Raw genomic sequence first — 16,043 nt, forward strand, 5'->3', positions numbered from 1 at the left:
GCGGGGTGCGCTGGGCGTGCGCCTCGGGGCTCTACGACGACACGGTCGCCGAGTCGACAATCGCGCTCCTGCTGGCCCAGATGCACATGCACAAGATGATCACGCTGGCGGGCACCTGGTCGGTGCGCCGGGAGGTGGACCGGCGCAAGCAGTGGCTCTTCGACGGTAGGACCGTCGCGATCATCGGGGCGGGCCGCATCGCCGTCAAGCTCATCGAGATGCTCCGGGTCTTCGGCGTGCGGATCATCGCGGTCACCCGCTCCGGGCGGGAGGTGGCGGGTGCCGACGAGTCCCGCGCCATCGCGGAGGTGGACAAGGTGTGGCCGGTCGCCGACGTCGTCGTGGTGCTCGCACCCCTCACCCCGGAGACCCGGCACATGATCAACCGTGACGTGTTCGCGCAGATGAAGTCCACCGCCGTGCTGGTCAACGTCGCGCGCGGTCCCCTCGTGCACACCGACGACCTGGTGGAGGCCCTGCGCGAGGGCGTCATCGGCGGGGCGGCCCTCGACGTCACCGACCCGGAGCCCCTGCCCGACGACCACCCGCTGTGGGGCATCGACACCTGCATGATCACCCCGCACACCGCGAACACGTACACGATCATCCAGGAGCGGACGGGACGTCTCGTCGTCGACAACGCCGCCGCCTTCGAGGCGGGGGAGCGCATGCCGAACGAGGTCGACCTGGAGGCGGGCTACTGAGCGAGCTGATGCACCCTGGTGACCACCTCCCCGTCGCGGACGAAAAGCAGCACGAGGCGGGTGACCGGCGTGTGGACGGTGTTCTCCAGGAGCCGGGCGTAGAGCTGCAGCTGTGCGAAGTAACTGCTCACGGTGTCGGCGGTGACCGAGGCGTCCGTCTTGTAGTCGACGATCGTCCAGCCCCCGGTGTCCGGATCCCGGTGCAGCAGGTCGATGACACCCTCCACGGCGGTCTGCTCCACCATCCCGATGACGGGAACCTCGCGCACTGCCCCGGCCGCCAGCGCGGCGCGGACCTCCGCGGTCTCCGCCAGCGAGGTTGCCGCTGCTGCGAGATCAGCGGTGGCCCGCTCATTGAGCCCGTTGAGCCCGGCGATGGTGGGGACCACGTCCGCGATGTCGTCCGGCGAGGTGATCCTCTCCATCACCTCGTGGACGGCCGTGCCGAAGTCGGAGCCGTGAGAGGCCAGTGGCCTGCCGGTGACCGGCGCGGTCCCGATGACCACGTCACCCAGCGCGCCGCGCAGCTGGAGGCCCAGCTGCTCCTCGAGGGGGTTGAGCCCGGCGTCGGGATCCCCGGCGTGGACGATGGCCGTGGCCTTCAACCGGGGGAGATGCCTCGCCCGCTCATGCAGCGCCACCAGCGCTTCTTTCCGGTGCCGGCGTTTCAGGTCAACGAGATGCGCGTCCTGCAGGGCGGGGTCCTGCGGTGGGGCGGCGGTGACCCCGGGCCGCGTCTCCACCGGTAGCTGGGCGTCTTCGGCGGCCAGCAGCAGGGGAGTGCCGACCCGCTTCGCGTAGGAGCCGCCCTGGGTGCGGGGGATCTCCAGCGGGATGACCAGGTGACGCTTGGCGCGGGTGGCGGCGACATAGAGCAGGCGGATGCGTTCCGCCGCGTCGGCAGCCTTGTCCCGGGCGGAAAAGTGCTCGTAGCCGGGCGTCGGCACCCCTATCTTCGTCTCGATGACCCCGTCCCCGCCAATGCCGATCCGGTCGGCTCTCGAGGGCGCGGAACCGGCCATGCCGGCGAGAATCACCGCCTCGAATTCGCGGCCCTTCGACGCGTGGATGGTCATGATGCGGACACCGTCAGTGCCGTCGTCGAGGATCGGATCCCCGGCCCCGTCCCGGGAGCTCGCCTGTTGATCAGCCCACCTGACGAAATCCCGCAGATCACGATGGGTTTCGGCGCTGAACCGACGGGCGTGATCCTGCACGAATCGCACCCGGGCCAATCTCTCCAACTGTCCTGAGGCGGCCAGGGACTGCGGCAGTTCGGTGTCCGCGATGACCATGTCGATGAGGTCGGCGACCGTCATCGCCGCCGCGGCTGAACGCCACGCCTGCAGCTTCTCGACGCCCCGTCTCTCCCGGGCACCGAGCTCCTCGTCGGAACTGCCCAGCAGGGTGGTCCGCAGCGCCGCGACCTCGGCGAAGGAGTCGGCGGGGTCCGCGACGGCGCGCAGGATGGTGCGCAGCTGCGTGATCACCTCGTCGTCGTAGACGCGGGTGGAAGCCTCCGACACGTACGGGATCCCCTCCCCGGCGAGCACGCCCATGACGCGGCGCGCCACGGCGTGTGTGGTGCAGAGGATGGAGATGTCCTTCAGTGCCAGCTCCTGCCCGTGCAGGTTGCGGATGGCGGCGACGATGTCCTGATCCTCGGACTCCGGCGTCGGTTCCTCCTCCCGCAGCAGGGTGACCGATCCGGCATTCGGGGTGGCTTCCGGGCGGGTGGACAGATCATCGTAGGGGACGCGCGGCAGACCCTCCGTGTCCTCGACCGCGCCGAAGGCATGCCGGAACAGGGTGTTGACGGCACCGATCACCGTGTCTTCCGAGCGGAAGTTGGTGGTCAGTTTCAGCAGGTCCGGACTGTCCTGGCGGGCCTGGAGGTACGTCATGATGTCGGCCCGGCGGAAGCGGTAGATCGACTGCTTCGGATCCCCCACCAGGAACAGCGAGCCCGCTTCCGGGTCCTTCCCCGGGCTGACGATGGCGCGGACGATACGCAGCTGTGCGGGGTCGGTGTCCTGGAACTCGTCGACGCAGATGGTGTGGAAGCGCGCGAGCAGCGCCTGCTGCACCTGCTCATCCCGGAGCAGGGCGTCCGCCAGGTAGATCATGTCGTGGTACTCGACGGACCCGGTGCGTTGCCGGAGGGCGGCGTCGCGAAGCACCACGGCGGCGACCACGCGGCGGAGGACGGTCACTGCCCGGATGAGGGGCGCGTCGGCACGCTCCTTCCAGGGAGCGAGGATACGCTCGACTTCTCGGCGCACGTCGGCGCCCGGGCGGCCCCAGGCAGTCTTGGTTCCGCCTCTACCGCCGGCCTTCAGCACGGGCTCCACCTGCTGCAGATCCACCGTCGGATCGTCGCAGAGGCTCGACAGCGTGGTGATCAGCTCGTTGACCGCCACCGCCAGTTTGTCGTCGTCCACGGTGCACGTGGCGCGGAGGGCCCGCAGTTCCGACTGAAGCGCACCCAGAAAATCCCGGTCCACAGGCTGCCCCGCAGGTGCCAGGGGAGCCTCCATGGTGCTGGCGAGTTCACCCCAGTGCTCGTCCATCCAGTCGGCGAGGTCGGTGATGTTGTGCAGTCGAACGCCGTTGTCCAGCAGCACTTCGATGGATTCGCGGAGGTCGGCGGGAGACACACCACAGTCCAGATCCCTGATCTCCTCGTCGGCCGCACCGGTGAAGACCCCGTTGACCAGACCGAGAAGTCGGTGGTGGCGGTCGACGGAGGCGAAGGAATCCCCGAGATCATCGGACTTGCGGACCAGCGGCGGCACCCCGGCCTCCAGCGGGAACATCTGGATGAGCCGCAGACAGAAGGAGTGCAGCGTCTCCAGCGCGGCACCCGGCAGCTCCTCCAACGCCCGCTGCGCCCGGGCGGTGGCCCCCGGGAACTCGCGGAACTCCTTGAACAACTTCATCCGGCCGGTCTCGGCAATCTCCTGCAACGCCCGCCGAACGCGCGCCACCAGCTCCCCGGCGGCCTTCTCCGTGAACGTGATCGCGGCCACCGAGGACAGCGGCACACCATCCTCCAGGACGAGGGTGAGAATCCGCTGCACCAGGAGGTGGGTCTTGCCGGAGCCGGCACCGGCCTCGACGAAGAGGTTGCGGCCGGTGTCGTGGATGATCTGGTGGCGGGCGGCGGCGTCGGAATACTCGGTCACCGGACTGACTCCTTCTCGTCGGACGGATCGATGGACACCGGCTTGTGGACCTCTGCCTGCCGGAGGTAGAGGGACGGGCCGAAGCGGAGGATGTCGGGATCCGGGCCCCACCGGGGGGTGACCTCCACGGAATGGGCGGGGAAGCGGCCGTGGCAGATGTGGTCGTGGATGCGTGAGACCTGCGCGGTGAACGTCTCCTGCACGAGGGGCGTCATGTCGATGCTGCAGGTGTGGTCTGTGCCGGCGTCGTGGAAGAAGAGGAAACGGCTGCTCACCGTCGCGGGGCTGCCGTCCCACAACCCGGAGAGTTCCGGTAGCAGGCCGGGCTGACCCGCTGCGGCCGCCGTGAGTGCCGTCCCGTAGAGCGCCAGCTGGAAGCGGTAGCCGTCCTTCGCGGTGCCCGTCGGGGTCTCCGTGGACACGTGTGCGTAGTTCCTGGCACGCCCGGACTTGTAGTCGGTGACCCGGACCTCGACGCGGCCGGGGGAGCGGCGGACGTCGACCCGGTCGATGGTGCCCCGGAAGGCGACCGGCTCCCCGTTGCACTCGATGGTGAGGGGAGTGGCGTCGTCCCCGCCGAAGTCCAGTTCCGCGCCGACCGGCATCCAGCCGTCGAGGGCGTCCTGCCGCTCGCCCTCGAACCAGCGGTCCACGGTGCGGCGGACATCTGCGCAGAAGGCGTGCCAGGCGGCGTCACCGAAGCGGGCGGAGGTCTGCGCGTCGAGTATTTCGGTGGTGATGTCCTGGAGCGTGAGGCGGGCCTGAGCCCAGTCGATGTCGCCGCCACCGGTCGGCCGCGGCTCCGGGGTGAGCCACACCTGCCGGGTCCACTCCTCGAAGACCCGGTGGTACAGCAGTCCGCGCTGACGGGGGTCGATATCGGTGGTGGCGTCCGGATCCTCCAGCACGTGACCGTCTGCGAGGTAGGAGAGGAAGAACAGCAGCGGGGAGCGGGTGAAACTCTCCAGCGCCGACGCCGAGACGTGCCGGTCCCGGAAGAAGCCCGCGCCGAGATCCGCGGAGACGTACCCGTTGTACTCCGCGCCGTCCTCATCCCCGGACGCTCCCGCGCTGCGCCACCGGTGACGGTCGGCGACACCGCGGGCCTGCGCCGAGCCGCGGCCGTGCAGCGCCGCCACTGTCTGCTCCTCCGCATCCGTGACAGGTACGTCCACCGGCGAGCTCAGCGAGGCGTGCAACCCCGGCGAGTGATACGAGGCTTCCGGGATCCACGGCGAGGGCTCCCCGCTGCCGTCGCCGGCCAGGGTGCTACGGGGATAGCTGAAGAAGACGTGACTGGCGGAGGCGACGGCGGCGCTGAGAAGCTCCTCCTGACGGCGCAGGAAGTCGGAGGAGTCGGCACGGGACTGCGACGTGGCGATGCACGGGTCGGCGGGCCAGGTGCCCGGCAGCACGGAATCCCCGGCTCCGCAGATGAACGCGGCGTCGAGGTCCCGGCCGGCGAGCGAGTCCAGCGCGCCGATGACCACCTGTCCGTGGGTGGTGCTGCTGCGGGGCTGCGCGGTGACGTCATCGATGAGTTCGAGGACGAGGCCGCGGGTAGGGGCAGGCATGGCGCCGTCCAGCTCCGCGAGGTCAGTGATCATCGCGCGGAGGAACGCCCGCGACTCGTCTGTCGGTCGCACGGCCTCGGTGACAAGCTGCTGCAGGGCGGCGGCGGTCTCCTGCCAGGAACCGGCGGCCCACACGACCCCGACCAGCCCGCGGATGCGCGTGACCCAGCCGGAAACGCCATCGTCGGTGAGCAGCTTCCAGTCCGGCCCCTCGTTGATGCTCACGTCGCGACGGCGGGTGACCCGGTCGAACCACTCGAGCGACGGTGCCTCCCGCAGGCTGCCGGTGATCAGAGCCCTGGCCAGTGAGCGCCGCGGCAGGCGCTCCGGGTCGAGCGCCAGGAGTTCCCGGACCGCACGCACCGCCGGATCGTCCGCCCAGAAGGTGGTCGACGGCGCTGTGAAAGGGATGCCGGCGGCTGTGAAGACGCGGCTGAGACGCCCGATGTAGGAGGGGTCGCAGGCCGCCACGGCGATGCGGTGCAGGGGAGTGTCCTGGGGGATGACCGGGCCGCCGTCACCCAGCTGCGCGCCCAGGATGGCGCGGGCGATGCCGTGAACCTCTTCGTCCTCGTCGACATACGAGGTGGTGCGCTGCTCGCCCGGATCCGGTTGAGCGACCTCGATGACCGTCCCGGGCAGAGCGTCGATGAGGCGCTTCTCCGTGGGAGAGGCGGCCACCACCCCGAGGATGAGGGTGATCTGGTCCGGGTCCGGCGTGGACAGGACCCGTTCATGCACCTCGGCGGGGGTGAAGAAGTCCGCCGCGAGCATCCTCTCCACCCGCTGCGCCATGTCGTGCACCGCCCGCGGCAGGGGAGCGTCCTCCGGGGCGGGCCGCCACTCCCGGGGCAGCTCCAGCAGCTGCAGCACCGCCCGGACCACACCGCGCCGGGTCATCGGCTGGTCCGCCAGCCCGCGGCGGCGGAACTCCGTGTCCTCGTCGTGCAGGATCGTGGTCACCGCCGCCATCACCCGCTGACGCGACAGCGGCAGTCGGGGCGCCAGCTCACGGGCCCGCTCCCTGAGGTACATGGGCAGGGTCTGCACCGTCACACCCACCTGCGGACCGTGCTGGGCCAGCGCGACGATGACGTCACCCCGGGCCTGCGGTCCGCAGAGGACGGTGACGGGGCGGGCGGGGTCGTCGCGGCGGGCGTCGAGAAGCGCGGCCAGGAGGGCACCGGAGTAGTCCATACGGCTCACTCTAGGACCGACCCCTGACATGGGTGGGCTTATGAGAATGCCCGTTCGCATGCGCGGATTTCGCTACACTTGATACCCATGACTGACACCCGCGCCATTGAACGTGAAGAAGTACTGACCAAGGCCCGGGCGGCCAAGGCCGTCGCCCCGCTTCTGGCGCAGCTGCCGACCTCGCGGAAGAACGAGATCCTGCTGGCGGCCGCGGACGCGCTCGTCGCCCAGACCGACGACATCATCGCCGCGAACCAGCAGGACATCGACTCCGGTCGCGCCGAGGGCCTCACCGAGGCCCTCATCGACCGTCTGGCCCTGGACGCCGACCGCATCGAGGGCATCGCCGGCGGCCTGCGCCAGGTCGCGGGCCTCAAGGACCCGGTGGGCGAGGTGCTCACCGGCGGCGTCATGCCCAACGGCATCCAGATGCGTCAGGTGCGTGTCCCGCTCGGCGTGATGGGCATGGTCTACGAGGCCCGCCCCAACGTCACCGTCGACGCCTTCGGCCTGGCCCTGAAGTCCGGCAACGTCCCCCTGCTGCGTGGTTCGCGCACCGCGAAGGCCTCCAACGCGAAGCTGGTGGAGATCCTGCAGGACGTCGTCGAGAAGTTCGACCTGCCGCGTGAGACCGTCCAGCTGCTGCCCTGTGAGTCCCATGACTCCGTGCAGGACCTCATCACCGCGCGTGGTCTGGTCGACGTGGTCATCCCGCGCGGCGGCGCCCGACTCATCGAGACGGTGGTCACCAACGCCACGGTCCCGACCATCGAGACCGGCACCGGCAACTGCCACTTCTACATCGACGCCGAGGGTGACCTGGAGCAGGGCATCGCCATGCTGCTCAACGGCAAGACCCGCCGCTGCTCCGTGTGCAACGCCACCGAGACCGTGCTCATCGACGCCGCCCTCAGCGACGCCGACAAGCTCCGCATCGTGCAGGCCCTGCAGGAGGCGGACGTCACCGTCCACGGTGACGTCGCCGAGCTCGAGGCCTTCGGCGCCGGGGACATCGTCCAGGCGAACGACGCCGACTGGGGCGACGAGTACCTGTCCATGGACATCGCCGCCAAGGTCGTCGACGGTGTCGAGGGAGCGATCGCCCACATCGCGGAGTGGACCACCGGCCACACCGAGGGCATCTCCACCAGCAACATCGCCACCGCGCAGAAGTTCGCCGACGAGGTCGACGCCGCGGCCGTCATGGTCAACGCCTCCACCGCCTTCACCGACGGCGAGCAGTACGGCATGGGCGCGGAGATCGGCATCTCCACCCAGAAGCTGCATGCCCGCGGCCCGATGGCACTGCCGGAGCTCACCTCCACCAAGTGGATCCTGCAGGGCACGGGCCAGACCCGCCCCTAGTACATGAGGATCCCCGCGGCCGTACTGCTGGCCGGTGGACTGCTCCTCGCCCCGCCGGCCCAGGCGCAGGAGTCCACCGGCACCTGCCCTGACGTCGTCGTGCTCGCCGCCCGTGGCAGCGAGCAGAACGAGCACCTCGAACCCACCCGCTACCACGCGGATTCGCCCTGGACGTCCAACGGCTTCGAGGCGGAGAACATCCGCGCCTTCCTGCACTTCGCGGAGGCACGTAACCCGGGGACCATGCAGAACGTGCAGGTCCTCGGCCTGGACGACACCGTCTACCCCGCGCGTCTGCCGCTGCCGGCGCTGGCGGGGGAGGACGAGGACCTCGACGCCCTCCAGATGAGCAGCCGTGTCGGCACCCTGCTCAGTTCCACCCCGCCGCACGTCATCGTCGGGGACGCCCTCGGCGGTCTCGTCGGCGGACTGCACTCGGGCATCACCGGCACGATGGGCTTCGTCGACGCCTGGGAGGAGTCCACCGGCTGCACCCCCGGATACCTGCTCGTCGGCTACTCGCAGGGAGCGGTGGTGCTGGTCACCCAGGAGCGTGCGTTACACGAGCGGGGTCAGCTGGTGGGTGCGTTGTACTTCGGCAGTCCGGGTGGGGTGCCGGGGGCGTCGATAAGCAACAGGCACCGCCACTGCCTCGACGGTGACTTCGCCTGCCACCTGACGTCCAGCAACCTCGGCGACGCGCTGGGATCCGGTGGGGGAGTGCACAACCGGTACTTCCTCGACGTGGATGAGACCGCGACGGAGGAGGACGCCCACGTCGCGGACACCTTCGCGGGCTGGGTCACCGGATATACTGCAGAGCCATGACTGAGCGCATCGGTGTCATGGGCGGCACCTTCGACCCGATCCACCACGGGCACCTCGTGGCCGCGAGTGAGGTGGCGGACCGCTTCCACCTCGACCGGGTGATCTTCGTGCCCACCGGGCAACCGTGGCAGAAGGCGCGGAAGAAGGTCTCCCCGGCGGAGGACCGCTACCTCATGACCGTCATCGCCACCGCCTCGAACCCGCAGTTCCACGTCAGCCGCGTGGACATCGACCGGGGTGGGGACACGTACACGGTCGACACGCTCACGGACCTGCGGGCGCAGTACCCGGACGCGGAGCTGTTCTTCATCACCGGCGCGGACGCCCTGCAGTCCATCCTCACGTGGCGTGACTGGGACAAGATGTTCGACCTCGCGCAGTTCGTCGGCGTCACCCGTCCGGGATATGAGCTCACCGAGGAGATGCTGCCGGAGGCCCGGCAGGAGCGCGTGCACCTCATCGACGTCCCCGCCATGGCGATCTCCTCGACCGACTGCCGCGAGCGGGCCTCCCAGGGACGTCCCGTCTGGTACCTGGTGCCGGACGGGGTGGTGCAGTACATCAACAAGAACGACCTGTACTGATATCGGTGGCGCGGGTGTCCGCGTAGACTGGTGAAAGCGCCCGTTTCGTGGAATACGATTCAGGCCACATCAACGCTGACTGTGAAGGACATCTGTGACTGTTTCTGACGAATCCCGCCGACTGGCCACCATCGCGGCTCTCGCCGCCGACGAGAAGCTGGGCCGCAACATCGCGGTCATCGACGTCTCCGACGTCATGGCGATCAGCGACGTCTTCGTCGTGGCCTCGGCGGACAATGAGCGCCAGGTCGGCGCCATCGTCGAAGAGGTCGAGGATGAGCTCACCAAGGTCGGCGTGGAGCCGCTGCGCCGGGAGGGCAACCGGGAGAACCGCTGGGTGCTGCTCGATTACGGCGGGATCGTCGTCCACGTGCAGCGCGACGCGGAACGAGAGTTCTACGGACTGGACCGTCTGTACCGCGACTGCCCGCTGATCGAGGTCGAGGGCCTCGAGCCGCCGGAGCGTCCGGGTTCCTGGACCGAGGACGACGTGGACACCCGCGCCGTGGCTTCCATCGATGAGATCCCGCTCGCCGCGGAGGCTCCGGGCGACACCGACGAGGAGTACTGACATCATGACCCGCCGCCTGATTCTGATCCGTCACGGTCAAACCGACTACAACGCGACCCGTCGTATGCAGGGTCAGCTGGACACCCACCTGTCCGATCTCGGCCGGGAACAGGCGGCCCGTGCGGGGCGTGCGCTCAGTGACGCACCGATCACCCGCATCCTCTCCTCCGATCTGACGCGCGCCCACGATACCGCGCAGATCATCGCTGAACAGCTCGGCCTCGACGTGCAGACCGATGAGCGGCTGCGTGAGACCCACCTGGGGGAGTGGCAGTCCCGCACCTCCGCGGAGGTCGACGAGGAACTGCCCGGTGCGCGTGCGGCCTGGCGCCACGACGCCACGTGGGCCCCGCCCGGGGGCGAGTCCCGCGTGCAGGTGGCGGGTCGTGCCCGCCCCGTCATCGAGGAGCTCATGCGCGACTACGACGACTGGGACTCCCATGCCGTCCTCATCGTCGCGCACGGCGGCACCATCTCCGCCCTGACCTCCAGTCTGCTGGGCCTCGACGTGAGCATGTACCCGATGCTCTCGGGGCTGAAGAACACCCGCCGTTCCGAGCTCACCGCCCGCCCGCGTTACCAGCCGGGCAGCCGGGACGCGCTGGATGACGTGTCGCACGGCGTCGAGTCCGGCAACGGCGGCACCCAGGCGGGTGCGCCGCGTTTCACCCCGGAGACCGTCGGGGATGCCCAGTGGTACCTCGACGGATGGAACATGGGATAAATGCCGGTCCGTATTGTCACCGACTCGTCCTCCGGGCTGCCCGCCGACGTCGTCGAGGAGCTGGGCATCACCGTCGTCGACCTGCATGTCATGTCCGACGGTGACGGTTCCTCCACGGCGGGTCTGTCCTCCCTGGAACTGGTCGCGGCGTACGCCCGCCAGCTGGAACGCGGCGGTGATGAGGGCGTGCTGGCGCTGCACCTGGCCAAGGAGCTGTCCTCCACGTGGTCGGCGGCGGCGCAGGCGGCGGCGGTGTTCCCGGATGAGCAGGTGCGGGTCATCGAGACGGGTTCCGTCGGCATGGCGGTGGGGGCGGCGGCGATGACCGCCGCGAAGCTGGCCTCCGAGGGCGCCGACCTGCAGACCTGCCACGACATCGCGGTGGACACCCTCAGCCGTTCCGCGACGTGGGTCTACCTGCACGGAATCGAGGACATCCGCCGGTCGGGCCGCATCTCCACGGGCACGGCGCTGTCGGCGACGCTGCTGGCCACCAAGCCGATCATGTCGATCACGGACGGCCGCCTGGAGCTGGTGGGCAAGACCCGCACGCAGGAGAAGGCCTTCACCCGCCTGGTGGAGCTGGTCATCGAGCGTGCCGACGGCCGCCCCGTCTTCGCCGCCATCCAGCACAACGCGGCCGCCGAGGCAGCGGCGCACCTCGAGGGGATGCTCGAGCAGGTGCTTCCCGACGGCTCCAGCCTCATGACCCTGCCCATGGAGCAGACCCTCGCGGTGCACACCGGGGCCGGCGCGATCGGTGTCTCCGCGGTGTTCATGTCGCAGCCGGAGGATCTTGTCCCCAGATAGGTGACATCCGGACAAAGTTGTCCACAGGCTGCCGCCGGCTGCCTTCCGGGGACCGTGCCGCGGCCTTAACGTCAGGGGCATGAGCCCGCTCGACCGCCTCAAGGACCTCACCCGACCCACGGGGCAGGAGGATCTTCTCGACGTCACCTACCCCACCCCACGCCTGCACCTCAGCGTCCGTCACGCCGTCCTCGCCGCCCTGGCGGTGGTCGCCGTCGTCGGGGTGCTGCTGGTGGCGCAGTCCCGCAGCCCCGAACCCGTGGCCTTCGAGGTCCCCGCGGTGGAGGCCCCCACAGTGGAGCAGGAGGAGCTGGTGGTCTCCGTGGTCGGGGCGGTGGTGGAGCCCGGCCTGCTCACCCTCGCGCCGGGCGCCCGGGTCCACGATGCGTTGGGTGAGGTCACCCCGCTTCCCGACGCCGACCTCACCGCCCTCAACCTCGCCCAGAAACTCACCGACGGACAGCAGCTGGTGGTGCCCGTGGTGGGAGAGAGCCCGGTGGGTGCTGCGCCCGCGGGGGTGTCGTTGAACTCCGCCTCCGAGTCCGAGCTCACCGCGCTGCCCGGGGTCGGCCCCGCCACGGCGTCTGCGATCGTGGCCCACCGGGAGGCCACCGGTGGTTTCGCCACCGTCGAGCAACTCCTCGACGTGCGGGGCATCGGCCCCGCCAAGTTCGAGTCCCTGCGCGACCAGGTCACCCTGTGAGTGAACTCCGCCTGGTGCCCGCGGCCGTGGTGGTGTGGGCGGTCACGCTCCTCCTGATGCTCGGCATTCCCCTCGCAGCCCTGCTCGTCCTCGTTGTCCCCGCCGGACTGCTCCTGATGGGGCAGCCGGGGCAGGCGCTGTTCACCGGGGTGCTCGGCGGCCTGGCCGCCGGCGCGACGGCGTGGCGACAGCATCTGGCAGCGGCGTGGAGCGCCCCGGAGGAGCTGGCCGGACGGGTGGTGGGCCTCGGCTCCGGCCTCGTGCGGATCCGCGCCCCCGATCACCCCGCGCTGCTCACCGTCTTCACTCAGGACCCGGTGGAGCCCGGTTCGCTGGTGTCCGTCGACGCCGCCTGGTCCCCCTCCCGCCGCCCCGGCCTCGCGGACGTGGTGGGAAACGGGGAACTCACGGTCCTGGCGGGGCCGACGGGGATGCCGCGGGTGGCGGCGACGGTCCGGGCGGCACTCGGGGACGCCGTCGACGCGACGGTGGGGGAGTCCTCCCGCGGTCTCGTTCCCGGGATGGTGCTCGGCGACGTCTCCGCCCAGTCCGGTACGGAGCGGCAGCTGTACATCGACACGGGTCTCTCGCACCTCAGCGCGGTGTCGGGGGCCAACGTCGCCATCGTCACCACCGCCGCCGTGCTGGCCTGCCGGCTGTTCACCCTCGGGCCGCGTGTCCAGGTGGGGGCGGCGGTGGTGTCCCTGGCGGTATTCGTCGGTCTGGTCGGCACCGAGCCCTCCGTGCTGCGGGCCTCCGTCACCGGGCTCGTCGGGCTGCTCGCGGTGCTGGGCTCCACCCGCCTGGAACCCATCCACGGCCTCTGCCTGGCGGTCATCGGGCTCCTCCTGTGGGACCCGGACATGGCCGTCTCCTACGGCTTCGCGCTCTCCGTGGCGGCGACCGCCGGGATCATCGCCCTGCATCCGCTGCTCTACCCGGCCCTGGCACGCACCCGCCTGCCGGACATCCTCGTCCGTGCCCTGGCGGTGGCGGTGGCGGCGGATCTGGTCACCCTCCCACTCATCGCGCTCATGGCCGGGGAGGTGTCGGTGGTCTCCGTACTGGCCAACGTGCTCGTCGCCCCGGCGGTGGCCCCCGTGACCGTGCTGGGTTTCCTCGCCGCCGGCCTGGCGCTTCTCCCCGGCCCATGGGCCTGGCTGCCGCTCAAACTCCTCGAGCCGTGCACGTGGTGGATCCACACCGTCGCCTCGTGGTGCGCCGACCTGCCCGCGTCGACGGTGCCCGCGGAGCCGGTGTGGGTGCTCCTCGCCTACGGCTGGATCCTCGCCGGGCTGCTCGCAGGACGGCCCTGGGTGACCCTCCTCATCGTCGTCGCGTGGTGGGTGTGGAACGCCGACCTCTCCCGCCCACCCGCGGAGGTCCCGCTGGACTCGCTCAACGTGCATGTCGTCGGGAAGCTCGCGGACGTCGACCGTGCCCCACCCGGCACCCAGGTGATCGTCGTGCTCGACCCGGACGGCAGTCCCGCCGGGCGGCCCACCGTCACCCGCGGGGGAGTACCCGTCCTCTTCCCGCACCGCGACGGCGAGGTCACCCTCCATGTCGACGGCACCCAGCACGCCCGTGACGGGAGGTTCTAGGATGGTCAGCATGTCCGCGCCCGCAGTAGCACCCGTCCACCTCATCCTCGGGGAAGAGGATTTCCTCGGCGAGCGCATCCGTCGTTCGATCCTCGATCAGCTGCGTGCGCAGGCCCCCGACCTCGAGCTCACCATCATGCGGGCCAACGAGGTCAGCGGACCCGAGCTCATCGACGCCACCAGTCCCTCCCTGTTCGGCGAGGACCGCGCGGTGATCATCACCCACACCGAGATCGCCGGCAAGGAACCCAACGAGCTGCTGCTGGCCACGTGCAGGAACGTCGCGCCGGGCATCACGATCATCATCCACCACACCGGCGGCGGCCGGCAGAAGGCGATGGTGGCGAAGTACCGGAAACTGGCGCAGGTCCACGAGGCCACCCCGCTCAAGCCGAGCGACCGCACCGCGTGGGTGACCAACGAGTTCCGCTCCCACGGCGTGCGGCCCACCCCGGACGTCATCCACGCCCTGCTAGAGGGCGTCGGCTCCGATCTGCGCGAACTCGCCTCCGCGGTGTCGCAGCTGGTCTCCGACACCGACGGGGAGGTGACCGTCGAGACGGTCCGCGCCTACTACGAGGGGGTGGCCGAGGTGTCGGGCTTCGACATCGCCGACCTCGCCGTCACCGGGCAGACCGCCCGCGCCGTGGCCAGCTGCCGCCGCGCCCTCCAGCTGGGCATGCACCCGGTGGCCCTGGCCACCGCCCTGAGCATGAAGGTCGCCGGCATCGCCCGGCTGTACTCGACCCGCACGACCAACTTCAACGTGCTGGCCGGTCAGGTCGGCATGCCGCCGTGGCTGGCGGAGAAGACCTCCCGGGTGGCCCGCCGCTGGTCCGGCGACAACGTCTCGAAGGCCGTCATCCTCATGGCGGAACTCGACGCGGAGGTGAAGGGACAGGGCGGGGATCCGGAGTTCGCCATCGAGCACGCGGTGCGCCGGGTGGCCGAACTCGCGGGCTAGGATTGACGCCATGACCGAGATTCCCGACGACGTCCGTGAATTCGCCACGCGTCTCTTCGACATGGCCCGCAACGGTGACGACGCCCTCATCGAGTACCTCGACAACGGCGTGAGCCCGGACCTGGCCAACCAGGACGGCAACACCCTCCTCATGCTCGCCGCCTACGCGGGCCACAACGGCATCGTGCAGGCGCTGGTGGAGCGCGGGGCGGACGTCGACAAGCAGAACAACCGCGGACAGACCCCGCTGGCGGGCGCCGTGTTCAAGAAGTACGACGAGGTCGTGGACACCCTCGTCGCCGCGGGGGCCGACCCGCAGGCGGGTGCGCCCTCCGCAGTGGAGACTGCCCGACTGTTCCAGATGCACGACGCACTGGCCCGCCTCGGCGTAACGGAGTGAGCCCCGCGCAGTGGGGCGCACTCCTGATCCTGAACATCGCGGGCGCGGCGTCGCCCGGACCTGACATCCTGCTGATCACGCGGACGGCCATCCGCTCGCGTCGGCACGCCGTCGCCACGGTCCTGGGCATCCAGGTCGGCGTCCTGTTCTGGTGCACCCTCACCGTCATGGGCTTCGCGGCCCTGCTGACGGCGTTTCCGGCGGTCCTGGGATTCCTCCAGCTCATCGGCGGCGCCTGGCTGGTGTGGATGGGCTACGGCATGCTGTCCGGCGGCCTGAGCGAGCGGAAGGCCCCGCCCGCCGACCTCGAGGAGGCCCAGACCCGCCTCGGCAGGCTGCGTCACGCCTTCCTCCACGGGATGACCACCAACCTGTCGAACCCGAAGATCGTGCTGTTCCTCTCCGCGCTCATCGCCCCGCTGCTGCCGGCGTCACCGTCGGTGTGGCTGGCGATCGGTGTGGTGGCGATGCTGTCGATCTCCTCGGTCATCCTGCAGCTGGGCATGGCGCTGCTCGTGTCCACCCCGGCGATGCAGCAGAAGTTCCTGCGCGCCGGGCCGTGGATCGACGTGGTCTCCGGCATCTTCTTCCTCGTCGCCGGCGTGGTGCTGGTGTGGAACGGGATGGAGGATCTGCAGAGGTAGACGTCGGAAAGCACAAAAAGACCCGGAACCCCTGGGAAGGGGAACCGGGTCTTGTCGTTGAAGTACCTTTAGCCGAGCTTGTTGAAGGCCTGGGCCATGGAGGACTTCTTGTTGGCGGCGTTGTTGCGGTGGAACACGCCCTTGGTCACGGCCTTGTCCAGGGCGCGGGAAGCGGCGCGGAGCTGA

Annotated in this window: 15 protein-coding genes; 12 read left to right on the forward strand and 3 right to left on the reverse strand. The window is 69.9% G+C overall.

The window, feature by feature from the left end; translation table 11 throughout:
• A partial coding sequence (locus GXZ33_RS01385; protein WP_291339076.1) for an NAD(P)-dependent oxidoreductase occupies positions 1–704 on the forward strand: 704 nt, incomplete at its 5' end.
• On the opposite strand, the gene GXZ33_RS01390 is transcribed toward GXZ33_RS01385, so the two are convergent.
• Both GXZ33_RS01390 and GXZ33_RS01395 read right to left on the reverse strand, forming a co-directional pair.
• Entirely contained in the window at positions 698–3,889 is a 3,192-nt protein-coding gene (locus tag GXZ33_RS01390) for a UvrD-helicase domain-containing protein (protein WP_291339077.1), read from the reverse strand. The two genes, GXZ33_RS01385 and GXZ33_RS01390, sit on opposite strands and share 7 nt — an antisense overlap.
• Positions 3,886–6,660: a PD-(D/E)XK nuclease family protein gene (locus tag GXZ33_RS01395; RefSeq protein WP_291339078.1), complete on the reverse strand. Its 2,775-nt coding sequence runs from the start codon at positions 6,658–6,660 to the stop codon at positions 3,886–3,888. The genes GXZ33_RS01390 and GXZ33_RS01395 overlap by 4 nt, the downstream gene beginning before the upstream one ends.
• 87 nt (positions 6,661–6,747) lie before the next feature.
• On the opposite strand from GXZ33_RS01395, the gene GXZ33_RS01400 reads away from it, so the two are divergent.
• From GXZ33_RS01400 to GXZ33_RS01450, 11 genes are all read left to right on the forward strand, one after another.
• Positions 6,748–8,025, forward strand: a complete 1,278-nt coding sequence (locus GXZ33_RS01400; RefSeq protein WP_291339079.1) for a glutamate-5-semialdehyde dehydrogenase — start codon at positions 6,748–6,750, stop codon at positions 8,023–8,025.
• Positions 8,026–8,028: 3 nt separating this feature from the next.
• Positions 8,029–8,853 carry a hypothetical protein gene (locus tag GXZ33_RS01405; RefSeq protein WP_291339080.1) on the forward strand — a complete coding sequence of 275 codons (825 nt, stop codon included), beginning with the start codon at positions 8,029–8,031 and terminating at the stop codon, positions 8,851–8,853.
• Complete coding sequence (nadD, locus tag GXZ33_RS01410) at positions 8,850–9,437, forward strand: nicotinate-nucleotide adenylyltransferase (RefSeq protein ID WP_291339081.1); 588 nt, start codon at positions 8,850–8,852, stop codon at positions 9,435–9,437. The genes GXZ33_RS01405 and nadD overlap by 4 nt, the downstream gene beginning before the upstream one ends.
• A 94-nt stretch (positions 9,438–9,531) precedes the next feature.
• A complete protein-coding gene (gene rsfS, locus GXZ33_RS01415; RefSeq protein WP_291339082.1) occupies positions 9,532–10,008 on the forward strand; it encodes a ribosome silencing factor in 477 nt (158 codons plus the stop codon).
• Between the two features lie 4 nt (positions 10,009–10,012).
• The gene (locus GXZ33_RS01420; RefSeq protein WP_291339083.1) at positions 10,013–10,732 is read left to right on the forward strand and encodes a histidine phosphatase family protein; all 720 of its coding nucleotides are present in this window, start codon (positions 10,013–10,015) and stop codon (positions 10,730–10,732) included.
• Positions 10,733–11,542 (forward strand): DegV family protein, encoded by an 810-nt coding sequence (locus GXZ33_RS01425; RefSeq protein WP_291339084.1) that lies wholly within the window; start codon positions 10,733–10,735, stop codon positions 11,540–11,542. It begins immediately after the preceding gene.
• 79 nt (positions 11,543–11,621) lie between these two features.
• The gene (locus GXZ33_RS01430) at positions 11,622–12,245 is read left to right on the forward strand and encodes a helix-hairpin-helix domain-containing protein (protein WP_291339085.1); all 624 of its coding nucleotides are present in this window, start codon (positions 11,622–11,624) and stop codon (positions 12,243–12,245) included.
• Entirely contained in the window at positions 12,242–13,849 is a 1,608-nt protein-coding gene (locus GXZ33_RS01435; protein WP_291339086.1) for a ComEC/Rec2 family competence protein, read from the forward strand. The genes GXZ33_RS01430 and GXZ33_RS01435 overlap by 4 nt, the downstream gene beginning before the upstream one ends.
• A 10-nt stretch (positions 13,850–13,859) precedes the next feature.
• The gene (gene holA / locus GXZ33_RS01440; RefSeq protein ID WP_291339087.1) at positions 13,860–14,813 is read left to right on the forward strand and encodes a DNA polymerase III subunit delta; all 954 of its coding nucleotides are present in this window, start codon (positions 13,860–13,862) and stop codon (positions 14,811–14,813) included.
• Positions 14,814–14,823: 10 nt separating this feature from the next.
• Positions 14,824–15,213: an ankyrin repeat domain-containing protein gene (locus tag GXZ33_RS01445; RefSeq protein WP_291339088.1), complete on the forward strand. Its 390-nt coding sequence runs from the start codon at positions 14,824–14,826 to the stop codon at positions 15,211–15,213.
• On the forward strand, positions 15,210–15,857 hold the full coding sequence (locus GXZ33_RS01450) for a LysE family translocator (protein ID WP_291339089.1): 648 nt from the start codon (positions 15,210–15,212) through the stop codon (positions 15,855–15,857). The genes GXZ33_RS01445 and GXZ33_RS01450 overlap by 4 nt, the downstream gene beginning before the upstream one ends.
• A 68-nt stretch (positions 15,858–15,925) precedes the next feature.
• Here GXZ33_RS01450 and rpsT read toward each other — a convergent pair.
• Positions 15,926–16,043 (reverse strand): 30S ribosomal protein S20 (gene rpsT, locus GXZ33_RS01455; RefSeq protein WP_291339090.1); only part of this gene is annotated, 118 nt, incomplete at its 5' end.

This window comes from Corynebacterium sp., from assembly GCF_012838985.1.
In the GTDB taxonomy this organism is placed as follows: Bacteria; Actinomycetota; Actinomycetes; order Mycobacteriales; family Mycobacteriaceae; genus Corynebacterium.

Excerpts from the sequence above, each read along its gene's own strand:
- GXZ33_RS01395 (WP_291339078.1), bottom strand. The coding sequence starts at position 6,660 with ATGGACTACTCCGGTGCCCTCCTGGCCGCGCTTCTCGACGCCCGCCGC.
- GXZ33_RS01400 (WP_291339079.1), top strand. The coding sequence starts at position 6,748 with ATGACTGACACCCGCGCCATTGAACGTGAAGAAGTACTGACCAAGGCC.
- GXZ33_RS01405 (WP_291339080.1), top strand. The coding sequence starts at position 8,029 with ATGAGGATCCCCGCGGCCGTACTGCTGGCCGGTGGACTGCTCCTCGCC.
- nadD (WP_291339081.1), top strand. The coding sequence starts at position 8,850 with ATGACTGAGCGCATCGGTGTCATGGGCGGCACCTTCGACCCGATCCAC.
- GXZ33_RS01420 (WP_291339083.1), top strand. The coding sequence starts at position 10,013 with ATGACCCGCCGCCTGATTCTGATCCGTCACGGTCAAACCGACTACAAC.
- GXZ33_RS01425 (WP_291339084.1), top strand. The coding sequence starts at position 10,733 with ATGCCGGTCCGTATTGTCACCGACTCGTCCTCCGGGCTGCCCGCCGAC.
- GXZ33_RS01430 (WP_291339085.1), top strand. The coding sequence starts at position 11,622 with ATGAGCCCGCTCGACCGCCTCAAGGACCTCACCCGACCCACGGGGCAG.
- holA (WP_291339087.1), top strand. The coding sequence starts at position 13,860 with ATGTCCGCGCCCGCAGTAGCACCCGTCCACCTCATCCTCGGGGAAGAG.
- GXZ33_RS01445 (WP_291339088.1), top strand. The coding sequence starts at position 14,824 with ATGACCGAGATTCCCGACGACGTCCGTGAATTCGCCACGCGTCTCTTC.